The organism is Streptomyces sp. NPDC059524 (assembly GCF_042749255.1).
Taxonomy (GTDB): Bacteria; Actinomycetota; Actinomycetes; order Streptomycetales; family Streptomycetaceae; genus Streptomyces; species Streptomyces xanthii.
On sequence record NZ_JBHYTK010000017.1, the window covers coordinates 65,955 to 77,477 of the forward strand.

An 11,523-nucleotide genomic window follows, 5' to 3' on the forward strand; every position below is an offset into this window, starting at 1 on the left:
CGAGCACGCCATCGAGCCGAGTTGCCGTGGCGGAATCTCAGCACGGATCACGGTGCCCGGCCAAGGGGGTGGGTGAAAGATTTCACAAAGGGGTGGGGTTCCGGACGGGTCCCGTAACCGATATGGCCGTGACGCCGTGTCAGCTCATGCGCAGGGCCAGGAAGAAGTCCAGCTTGTCCTCCAGGCGGGAAAGATCACGGTTCGTCAGTTGCTCGATCCGGCCCACGCGGTAGCGCAGCGTGTTCACGTGCAGGTGGAGGCGGGAGGCGCAGCGCGTCCAGGAGCCGTCGCAGTCGAGGAACGCTTCCAGGGTCGGGATCAGCTCGGCGCGGTGCTTGCGGTCGTACTCGCGCAGCGGGTCGAGCAGCCGGGCCGTGAACGCGCGCCGCACGTCGTCCGGCACGAACGGCAGCAGCAGCACGTGCGAGGCCAGCTCCTGGTGCCCGGCCGCGCAGACCAGGCCCGTACGGGCGGCCGCGACGCGCCGGGCGTGCCGGGCCTCCTCCAGAGCGCCGCGCAGCCCCTCCGCGGAGTGCACGGCGGCGCTGACGCCGATGGTGAGCCGTCCGTCGTCCGCGAGACCCGCCGACAGCGGAGCCCGTACGGCCGTCAGCAGCGCGTCCGCGATGAGGCCCTGCTCGGCGCCGTCGTGGTCGGTGGCCACGGCGGGCAGCGGGACCAGGGCGATCGCCTCGTCGCCGCTGTGCGCGACCGCGATCCGGTCGGAGGGCTCCGGGCCCGCCGACAGCGGGTCGACGAGGATCTCCTCGAGCAGCGACTGGGCCACCTGGCCGCCCTCGAGATCGCTGTCCTGCCACTCGACGCGGGCCACGACGACCTGCCAGTGCGGGGCGGTGCCGAGCCCCGGCAGGAGCACCGGAGCGGCCACCCGCAGGCGGGCCGCGATCTCGGCGGGCGCCGCGCCCGTCTGGACCAGCTCCAGGACCTCCTGGGCGAGCCGGCGCCGCACCGTGCGCGCCGCGTCCCGCCGGTCCCGCTCGACGGAGATCAGCTGGGTGACGCCCTGGAGCAGGTCGAGCCGCTCCTCGGGCCAGTCGCCCGCGTCGGCCTCGACGGCGAGCAGCCAGTCCGAGAGCACCGTCGCGCGCACGTCGCGCCCGCCGGCGGTGGCCGCCGCGCCCCGGCCGCCGCTCCTGATCGGGAACAGCGAGTACGTCGTGCCGTCGATCGCCACCCGGTGCGGAGCGCGCCGGCCCGCCCGGGTCGCCGACAGGTGCTCGGCGGCCAGCCGCGCGCACACGGACGCGGGCAGCTCGGGCGCGGCCGCGCCGGCGCCCGCGATGGCCCGTCCGGCGGGGGAGAGCACCCAGGCGTTCAGGTCCAGGTCGCTGCCGAGCAGGTCCAGGACCACGTCCGGGCCGCCGCCGGCGGGGCCCGAGGTCATCAGGCGCCGGTGCCGGTCCACGACGGCCGCGAGGTCGCCGGCCCGCTCGCCGGACACCTGCCGCACGACGTGCTCGGTGATCGTCGCGAAGGCCACCGACTCGTTCACCGCGAACAGCGGCAGCCGGTGCCGGGCGCAGGCCTGCACCAGGTCCTCGGGCACATCTCCCAGCTCGGCCTCGCCCGCCGCCAGGGCGACGACTCCGGCAGACTGGAGAATGCGCACGAAAGGCTCGGAATCGTCGGGCCCGCGCCGCCAGGCCAGGCCCGTGAGCACCAGCTCGCCGCCGGACAGATAGCGGCTCGGATCGCGCAGATCCGTGGTCATCACGCCGCGGACCGAGCGGTCCAGCTCGTCCTCGCCGCCGAGGAGCCTGAGGCCCAGCGCGTCCGTGTCCAGCAATGCGCGCAGCCGCATGTCGTCGTCGCCGCCGATCTGTCTCGAAGTGATGCCTTCCCAGGTCCGGACGCCTGTGCCCACGGTGTCCGGAGGAAGTCGGAGGGGTTACCGATGTGCTCCGTTCATACGAATCTACAAGACACCCGTCGTGGTCAGCCAACTCCTTCATGGTTTCCGTGACTGACCCTGGCGGAGCACACGGCGGTGTACTGGGCCCACTCCACGTGAACAGCACATGAACGAGCCCCTGCGATCCGCACATCCCGTGGCTCGAACGCAGCGCACACGATCCACGCACCGCACGATCCACGAACGAGACCCAGAAGAGAGCCACTCATGGACTTCCTTCGCCCCGCCAGCTGGGAGGAGGCGCTCGCCGCCAAGGCCGAGCACCCCACAGCCGTGCCGATTGCGGGTGGCACCGATGTGATGGTCGAGATCAACTTCGACCACCGCCGACCCGAGTACCTCCTCGACCTCAACCGCATCGGTGAGCTCGGCGAGTGGGAGGTGGGCGAGGAGACGGTCCGGCTCGGCGCCTCCGTCCCGTACACCAAGATCATGGAGAACCTGCGGACCGAGCTGCCGGGCCTGGCGCTCGCCTCGCACACGGTCGCCTCCCCGCAGATCCGCAACCGCGGCGGCGTCGGCGGCAACCTCGGCACCGCCTCCCCGGCCGGTGACGCCCACCCGGCCCTGCTCGCCTCCGGCGGCGAGGTCGAGGTCGAGTCCGTGCGCGGCAGCCGCAGGATCCCGATCGACGAGTTCTACACCGGCGTGAAGCGCAACGCGCTCGCCGCCGACGAGCTGATCCGCGCCGTCCACCTCCCGAAGGCCGACGGACCGCAGCAGTACTCGAAGGTCGGCACGCGCAATGCGATGGTCATCGCCGTGTGCGCCTTCGGTCTCGCGGTCCACCCCGAGACGCGCACCGTGCGCACCGGCATCGGCTCGGCGGCCCCGACCCCGATCCGCGCCAAGGAGGCCGAGCAGTTCCTGAACGCGGCGCTCGACGAGGGCGGCTTCTGGGACAACGGCAAGATCATCACCCCGTCGGTCGCCAAGCAGTTCGCGGACCTGTGCTCCGCCGCCTGCAACCCGATCGACGACGTGCGCGGTACCGCCTCGTACCGCCGCCACGCGGTCGGCATCATGGCCCGCCGCACGCTCACCTGGGCCTGGGAGGCCTACCGCGGCACCGCCGCCGGCACGGAGGGAGTCGCGTAATGCGCGTCAATTTCACGGTCAACGGCCGTCAGCAGGAAGCCGACGACGTGTGGGAGGGCGAGTCCCTGCTCTACGTCCTGCGCGAGCGCATGGGCCTGCCCGGCTCCAAGAACGCCTGTGAGCAGGGCGAGTGCGGTTCCTGCACCGTCCGCCTCGACGGCGTCCCCGTCTGTTCCTGCCTCGTGGCCGCCGGCCAGGTCGAGGGCCGCGACGTCGTCACCGTCGAGGGTCTCGCCGACTTCGCCGCCCAGCGTTCCTGCGGCTCCCACGCCGAGGGCGGCGCCTGCGGCACCTCCCTCCAGGAGGCCCAGGGCTGGTCCGCCAAGGGCACCGACTCGCAGACCGGTGAGGGCGCCGAACTGGCCCCGATCCAGCAGGCGTTCATCGACGCGGGCGCCGTCCAGTGCGGCTTCTGCACCCCGGGTCTGCTCGTCGCCGCCGACGAGATGCTCGAGCGCAACCCCAACCCGTCGGACGCGGACATCCGCGAGGCCCTCTCCGGCAACCTGTGCCGCTGCACGGGCTACGAGAAGATCATGGACGCGGTCCGGCTCGCCGCCGCGCGCCAGTCCGAGGAGGTCTGAGGACATGGCTGACACCCGTACCACCGGTATCCCCGCGAAGGTCACGCAGGGATCGCAGACCAAGGGCGGCATCGGCGAGTCCACGCTCCGCCCGGACGGCACCCTCAAGGTCACCGGCGAGTTCGCGTACTCGTCCGACATGTGGCACGAGGACATGCTGTGGGGCCAGGTCCTGCGCTCCCCGGTCGCGCACGCCGAGATCGTCTCGATCGACACCGGCGAGGCCCTCGCCACCTCCGGCGTCTACGCCGTCCTCACGTACGACGACCTGCCGACGGACGTGAAGAACTACGGCCTGGAGATCCAGGACACGCCCGTCCTCGCGCACGGCAAGGTCCGCCACCACGGCGAGCCCGTCGCGATCGTCGCCGCCGACCACCCGGAGACGGCGCGCCGCGCCGCCGCCAAGATCAAGGTCGAGTACCGCGAACTGCCCGTCATCACCGACGAGGCCTCCGCGACCGCGCCGGACGCGATCCTCGTCCACGAGGGCCGCGACGACCACCACGCCGGGCACGTACCGCACCCGAACATCGTGCACCGCCAGCCCATCGTGCGCGGCGACGCCGACGAGGCCGCCAAGCGCGCCGACGTCATCGTCAAGGGCGAGTACACCTTCGGCATGCAGGACCAGGCCTTCCTCGGCCCCGAGTCCGGCCTCGCCGTGCCGGCCGAGGACGGCGGCGTCGACCTGTACGTCGCCACCCAGTGGCTGCACTCGGACCTCCACCAGATCGCCCCGGTCCTCGGCCTGCCCGAGGAGAAGGTCCGTATGACGCTCTCCGGCGTCGGCGGTGCCTTCGGCGGCCGCGAGGACATCTCGATGCAGATCCACGCGTGCCTGCTCGCCCTGCGCACCGGCAAGCCCGTGAAGATCGTCTACAACCGCTTCGAGTCCTTCTTCGGGCACGTCCACCGCCACCCCGCCAAGCTCTACTACGAGCACGGGGCGACCAAGGACGGCAAGCTCACGCACATGAAGTGCAAGATCGTCCTGGACGGCGGCGCCTACGCCTCCGCCTCCCCGGCGGTCGTCGGCAACGCCTCGTCCCTGTCGGTCGGCCCGTACGTGATCGACGACGTCGACATCGAGGCCATCGCCCTCTACTCGAACAACCCGCCCTGCGGCGCCATGCGCGGCTTCGGCGCCGTCCAGGCCTGCTTCGCGTACGAGGCCCAGATGGACAAACTGGCCGACAAGCTGGGCATGGACCGGGTCGAGTTCCGCCAGCTGAACGCCATGGAGCAGGGCACGATCATGCCGACGGGCCAGCCCGTCGACTCGCCCGCCCCGGTCGCCGAACTGCTGCGCCGCATCAAGGCGATGCCGCTGCCGCCCGAGCGCCAGTGGGAGTCCAGCGAGGGCGCCGACGTGCGCCAGCTGCCCGGCGGCCTGTCCAACACCACGCACGGCGAGGGCGTCGTCCGCGGCATCGGCTACGCCGTCGGCATCAAGAACGTCGGCTTCTCCGAGGGCTTCGACGACTACTCCACCGCCAAGGTGCGCATGGAGGTCATCAACGGCCAGCCCGTCGCCACCGTGCACACCGCGATGGCCGAGGTCGGCCAGGGCGGCGTCACCGTCCACGCGCAGATCGCCCGCACCGAACTGGGCGTCACGCAGGTGACCATCCACCCCGCCGACACCCAGGTCGGCTCGGCCGGCTCCACGTCCGCCTCCCGGCAGACGTACGTGACCGGCGGCGCCGTCAAGAACGCCTGCGAGCTGGTGCGCGAGAAGGTCCTGGAGATCGGCCGCCGCAAGCTCGGCACCTACCACCCGGCCTGGGCCACCGCCGAACTGCTCCTGGAGGGCGGCAAGGTCGTCACCGACGGCGGCGAGGTCCTCGCGGACCTGGTCGACGTCCTGGAGGACGAGGTCGTGGAGCTGGAGGAGGAGTGGCGCCACCGGCCCACCGAGGCCTTCGACCTGCGCACCGGGCAGGGCAACGGGCACGTCCAGTACTCGTTCGCCGCGCACCGCGCCGTCGTCGAGGTCGACACCGAGCTCGGCCTGGTCAAGGTCATCGAACTGGCCTGCGCCCAGGACGTCGGCAAGGCGCTCAACCCGCTCTCCGTGGTCGGCCAGATCCAGGGCGGCACCACCCAGGGCCTCGGCGTCGCGGTGATGGAAGAGATCATCGTCGACCCGAAGACCGCCAAGGTCAGGAACCCGTCCTTCACGGACTACCTGATCCCCACCATCCTCGACACGCCGACCATCCCGGTCGACGTGCTCGAACTCGCCGACGAGCACGCCCCGTACGGGCTGCGCGGCATCGGCGAGGCACCCACCCTGTCGTCCACCCCGGCCGTCCTCGCGGCGATCCGGAACGCGACGGGTCTCGCGCTCGACCGGACCCCCGTCCGCCCCGAGCACCTGACGGGCACGGTCTCCGCCTGATCCGTCGGCCGGTCCGGCCCCCGCGGGGGCCGGACCGGTGAACACCTGAAGGACCCGGAAGCACTCAGTCCTCCAGAACCCCATGCGCCTCGGGCCGTCCCCCGGGTCGTGCAGCCATCCCAAAACCCGCCTGAATACGAGTATTTCGCGGGTGCCCCTTTGAACCTTGGGAAACGAGGCACCATGACCCAGCAGTCTGTGGAGCCGAAGACCACCGCCGACGACGCGGGCGCGGGCACGCGCCAGCCCGCCGGCAGGTCTTGGCTCGACCGGTACTTCCACATATCCGAACGAGGATCCTCCGTCGCACGCGAAGTGCGCGGTGGCGTCACGACCTTCATGGCCATGGCGTACATCCTGCTGCTCAACCCGCTGATCCTGTCCGGCAAGGACGCCGCCGGTGACACCCTGGGCCAGAAGGCCCTGATCACCGCGACCGCCTTCGCCGCCGCGTTCACCACGCTCCTCATGGGCTTCGTCGGCAAGGTGCCGCTCGCGCTCGCCGCGGGCCTGTCCGTCTCCGGTGTGATCTCCTCGCAGGTCGCCCCCGAGATGACCTGGCCGCAGGCCATGGGCATGTGCGTGATGTACGGCGTCGTGATCATGCTCCTGGTCGTCACCGGCCTGCGCGAGATGATCATGAACGCGATCCCGCTGGCGCTCAAGCACGGCATCACCATGGGCATCGGCCTCTTCATCGCCCTGATCGGCCTCTACAAGTCCGGCTTCGTGCACGTCGGCAAGGCCACCCCGCTCACGCTCGGCCCCGCGGGCGAACTCGCCGGCTGGCCCGTCCTGCTCTTCGCGGGCACGCTCCTCCTGATCTTCATGCTGCAGGCGCGCAACACCCCCGGCGCGATCCTGATCGGCATCATCTCCGGCACCGTCGTCGCGATGATCCTCAACGCGACCGGTGTCATCAGCCCCAAGCAGTGGGCCAACGGAGCGCCCGAACTGCACGGCAGCGCCGTCTCCACCCCGGACTTCTCGCTCTTCGGCAAGGTCGAGTTCGGCGGCTGGGGCGAGGTCGGCGCCATGACGGTCGGCATGATCGTCTTCACCCTGGTGCTCGCCGGCTTCTTCGACGCGATGGCCACCATCATCGGCGTCGGCACCGAGGCCAAGCTCGCCGACGACAAGGGCCGGATGCCGGGCCTGTCCAAGGCGCTGTTCATCGACGGCGCGGGCGGCGCCATCGGCGGTGTGGCGGGCGGCTCCGGCCAGACCGTCTTCGTCGAGTCCGCCACCGGCGTCGGCGAGGGGGCCCGCACGGGTCTCGCCTCCGCCGTCACCGGCCTGTTCTTCGCGGCCTGCCTGTTCTTCACGCCGGTCACCGCGATCGTCCCGCAGGAGGTCGCGTCCGCCGCGCTCGTCGTCATCGGCGCCATGATGATGATGAACGCCCGGCACGTCGACTGGGCCGACCGCGCCACCGCGATCCCGGTGTTCCTCACCGTGGTCCTGATGCCCTTCACGTACACCATCACCACCGGTGTCGCCGCGGGCGTCATCTCCTGGGTCGCCATCAAGATCGCCCAGGGCAAGGCGCGGGAGATCGGGGCCTTCATGTGGGGCCTGACCGCGATCTTCCTCGTGTACTTCGCCCTCAACCCGATCGAGGGCTGGCTCGGCGTCCACTGACGCCCGCCGCCCCTTCCACGTCATCGCCGAAGGAGACCGAGACATGCTGGACATCGCGGCAGAACTCAGCCGATGGGCCGAGCAGGGACGCGACTTCGCCGTGGCCACCGTGGTGGCCGTCGGCGGCAGCGCGCCCCGGCAGCCCGGCGCGGCTCTCGCCGTCGACCGCGAGGGCACCGCGATCGGTTCGGTCTCCGGCGGCTGTGTGGAAGGGGCGGTCTACGAGCTGTGCCAGGAGGCGCTCGAGGACGGGGTCACCCGCCTGGAGCGCTTCGGGTACAGCGACGACGACGCCTTCGCCGTGGGGCTGACCTGCGGCGGCGTCATCGACATCCTCGTCACGCCGGTACGCGCCGGGGACCCGGCCGTGCGGGGCGTGATCGAGACCGCGCTGAGGGCCGCCGCCACGGCGGAGGCGGCGGCCCTCGCCCGGATCGTCGCGGGCCCGGCCGACCTGCTCGGCCGCGCCCTCCTGGTCCGCCCCGACGGCACGTACGACGGCGGTTTCGGCGCCCATCCCGAACTCGACCGCACTGTCGCCGCCGAAGCGGGCGCCTACCTCGACGCCGGCCGCACCGGCACCCTGGAGATCGGCGAACAGGGCTCCCGCTGCGGCGCCCCGCTCACCCTCCTCGTGGAGTCCTCGGTCCCGCCCCCGCGCATGATCGTCTTCGGCGCCATCGACTTCGCCTCCGCGCTCGTGCGGATGGGCAAGTTCCTCGGCTACCACGTCACCGTCTGCGACGCCCGGCCCGTCTTCGCGACCGCCGCGCGCTTCCCCGAGGCCGACGAGCTCGTCGTCGAATGGCCGCACAAGTACCTCGAGCGCACCGAGGTCGACGGCCGCACCGTGCTCTGCGTCCTCACCCACGACGCCAAGTTCGACGTGCCGCTGCTCGAACTCGCGCTGCGCCTGCCCGTCGCCTACGTCGGCGCGATGGGTTCGCGCCGTACCCACCTCGACCGCAACGAGCGTCTGCGCGAGGTCGGCGTCACCGAACTCGACCTCGCCCGCCTGCGCTCCCCGATCGGCCTCGACCTCGGCGCCCGCACGCCGGAGGAGGTGGCGGTCTCCATCGCCTCGGAGATCGTCGCGAACCGCCGCGGCGGCACCGGCGCCTCCCTGACCGGCGCCCACACGCCGATCCATCACGAACCGGGAGCGCCCCGCTCGATCGGGTCGGTGGCCTGAGGCGGCTCGTACGCCAGTTGGATCCGCCGTTCACCGTGCTTGGGGTCGACCAGGGTGCCGCGGCCCGGAGGCTCGCGGCGCGGCCGGGCCGAGCCGAGCAGGGCACCCTCCGACCGGTCGCCGGAGAGCACGATCCCCATGGGCGCCAGTTCCCGCACACGCTGGAGAAACGGCTCGTACAGGCTCCGGGCGGCCCCGGACGCGTTTCGGGTGAGCACCACCCGCAGGCCCACCTCGCGGGCGTAGGGCAGCAGTTCGATCAGGGGCTGGAGGGGGTTGCCCGACGGCAGGGCCACCAGGTCGTAGTCGTCCACCAGCAGGTAGGCATGTGCCCCCGTGTACCAGCTGCGCTCCTTGAGCTGCCGCGTGGTCACCTCGGGCCCCGGGATCCGCTCGCTGAGAGCCCCCGCCAGCTGGGCGGCCATGGAGGCCAGTTCCGGACCCGAGGTCGCGTAGCCCGCCCGGATGTGGTCGGGGAATTCGCCGAGCAGGGCCCGGCGGTAGTCGGCGACCAGCAACTGTGCCTGACGGTTGCCGAGTTGCTCGGTGATCCGCCGTCCGACCATCCGGAGGAACGAGGACTTCCCCGACCCGGGTTCGCCCATCACGAGGAAGAACGGGCTGGTCGCGAAGTCCACGTCCATGGGGTCGAGACTCGTCTCGCCGAGGCCGATGCGCACTACCTCGCCGGGTGTGCCCTCACGAGGCGGCAGTTCGGCCGGGGTGAGCAGCTGCGGCAGCATGCGCAGCCGCGGTGCGGGCGGGTGCCCGGTCCAGCGTTCCTGGGCCGCGGCCACCAGTTCGGCCAGCGCCTCGGGAGCCTCCGCCGTCGAGTCGTGCGGGCGGGGCAGGGCGGTCAGCACCAGGTCCCGGCTCTGTGTCAGGGCGTGACCGGGCGCGTTGCGCGGGACCATCGCGGCCCGCGTGCGGTCGATCCGGGATTCGGCCGGATCGGACAGTCGCAACTCGACGAGGTGCTCGAACTGGTCGTGCAGCACCGGCCGGACGTCGGGGTGACGCGTTGCGGTCACCACGAGATGCACCCCGAACATCCGGCCGTGCCGGGCCAGGGTCTCCATCTCCGGTTCCAGCGACTCGAACTCGGCACGTAGTGTGGCCATGCCGTCGACCAGCAGGAACACCTCACCCCATGGGTCGTCCGGGTCGCGGTCGGGCCCCTTCGCGGAGGTCGCCCACTTCTCGCGCCGGGCGAGGATTCCGCTGACCTCGGCGACGGTGCGGCGAACCTTGTCCCGGTCGGCGCGCCCGGCGACCCCGCCCACGTGCGGCAGCCCGGCCAGGCCCGCCAGGCCGCCGTCGAGGTCGAGGACGTAGAACTGCGTCTCGGTCGGCGCGTGGGTCAGCGCGAAGGCGCAGACGAGCGTCGCCAGCAGGGTGGTCTTGCCCGTGCCGGGACGGCCGACCACCATCGCGTGCCCGCCGTCCCGTGCGGCGAAGCCGAGGACGAACGGGGCACGTCGCTGCTCGTACGGCTTGTCGGTGAGACCCAAAGGGACCCGCAGGCTGCCGTGGGACAGCTCGCCCGGGGAGTCCAGCAACGTGTCGAGCGCGGGAGGTTCCTCGAGGGGCGGAAGGATCACCGGGCGCGCCCGCGGGCCGTCGTCGGTGAGGCTTCCCGCGACGACGTCCAGGACGGATTCGGGTCCCGACCGGTGCGGAGCGGAGACATAGGCGGTGGTGAAGCGCTGCAGTACGTCCGAGCCCGTCTGCAGGTAGCCGACGCCGGGGTCGCGGGGCAGTCGGTTGGCATCGGGCACGCCGATCACCGCCCGGGACTCCTCGGCGGTCGCCGTGCGCAGCGCCAACCGGTACGACAGGAACGGGCCGATGCCGCGCAGCGTGTTCTCCCCGAGACGCCGTGCGCCCAGCAGCAGGTGCACCCCGAGGGTGCGGCCGACCCGCCCGATGTGGACGAGCAGGTCCATCAGGTCGGGTTTCGCCTCCACGAGCCCGGAGAAGTCCTCGATCACCACGACCAGTCTGGGCAACTTCGCCGGCTCGGGGCCCTTCTCCAGGGCCGGCCGGTTGTCATGGAGGTCGACACCACGGTTCACCAGGTCCTGACGGCGGGCCAGTTCGCCGCGCAGGGCCTCCATCACCCGCTCCAGGGCTGCCGGTTCGGTGAGGTCGGGGTCGAGGCCGACAGTGGCGGACACGTGTGGCAGCGCGGTCAGTCCCGCGAAGGTGAGTTCGTCACCGGTGGGCACCAGCAGGAAGTTCAGGTTCTCCGGAGCGTGGTGCAGCGCGAGCGACAGCACGAGAGTGCGCAGCAGTTCGGACTTGCCGGAGCCGGCCGCGCCGACCAGCAGACCGTGCGGCCCCGTCCCGCCGTGCCCGGGACCGATCGGGTCGAGGACGAGCGGCCGGCCGATGTCGGACAGGCCGATCGGTGCCCCGAGGCCGGGCGTCGCCTCGCGCAGGGCTGCCCGGTCGAGACCGGGGAGGGGCACCGAGAAGGCGCGGACCAGAACGTACAACAACCACCGGGGGCGGAGGGCCACCGCGGTGTGAAACCGGGGGGGGGGCCCCCCGGCGCGCCCCAACACAGAATCGCCGCCCCCGCGCCGGGGGGGGGGGGGGGGCGCCCCCCCCCCCCCCACACCCCCCCCGGGGCCCCCGGGGGCCCCGGGCCCCCCCCCCGGGACGCGGA

General features: G+C 72.0%; 7 protein-coding genes. 5 read left to right on the forward strand and 2 right to left on the reverse strand.

All coding sequences use genetic code 11. The features are described 5' to 3' along the window. Positions 1–139: 139 nt before the first annotated feature. Positions 140–1,822: a PucR family transcriptional regulator gene (locus tag ACFW9D_RS07840; protein WP_188341234.1), complete on the reverse strand. Its 1,683-nt coding sequence runs from the start codon at positions 1,820–1,822 to the stop codon at positions 140–142. A 318-nt stretch (positions 1,823–2,140) separates the two neighbouring features. On the opposite strand from ACFW9D_RS07840, the gene ACFW9D_RS07845 reads away from it, so the two are divergent. From ACFW9D_RS07845 to ACFW9D_RS07865, 5 genes are all read left to right on the forward strand, one after another. Further along, on the forward strand, positions 2,141–3,031 hold the full coding sequence (locus ACFW9D_RS07845) for an FAD binding domain-containing protein (protein ID WP_384619100.1): 891 nt from the start codon (positions 2,141–2,143) through the stop codon (positions 3,029–3,031). Further along, on the forward strand, positions 3,031–3,615 hold the full coding sequence (locus ACFW9D_RS07850; RefSeq protein ID WP_188336210.1) for a (2Fe-2S)-binding protein: 585 nt from the start codon (positions 3,031–3,033) through the stop codon (positions 3,613–3,615). The genes ACFW9D_RS07845 and ACFW9D_RS07850 overlap by 1 nt, the downstream gene beginning before the upstream one ends. Before the next feature lie 4 nt (positions 3,616–3,619). After that, positions 3,620–6,019, forward strand: a complete 2,400-nt coding sequence (locus ACFW9D_RS07855; RefSeq protein WP_188336209.1) for a xanthine dehydrogenase family protein molybdopterin-binding subunit — start codon at positions 3,620–3,622, stop codon at positions 6,017–6,019. Positions 6,020–6,202: 183 nt separating this feature from the next. After that, positions 6,203–7,660: an NCS2 family permease gene (locus ACFW9D_RS07860; protein ID WP_188336208.1), complete on the forward strand. Its 1,458-nt coding sequence runs from the start codon at positions 6,203–6,205 to the stop codon at positions 7,658–7,660. A gap of 43 nt (positions 7,661–7,703) precedes the next feature. Next, positions 7,704–8,852: an XdhC family protein gene (locus ACFW9D_RS07865; protein ID WP_384619104.1), complete on the forward strand. Its 1,149-nt coding sequence runs from the start codon at positions 7,704–7,706 to the stop codon at positions 8,850–8,852. Here the strand turns inward: ACFW9D_RS07865 and eccCb are convergent. Next, entirely contained in the window at positions 8,810–11,353 is a 2,544-nt protein-coding gene (gene eccCb / locus ACFW9D_RS07870; protein WP_384619106.1) for a type VII secretion protein EccCb, read from the reverse strand. The genes ACFW9D_RS07865 and eccCb overlap by 43 nt on opposite strands. Positions 11,354–11,523: the final 170 nt, after the last annotated feature.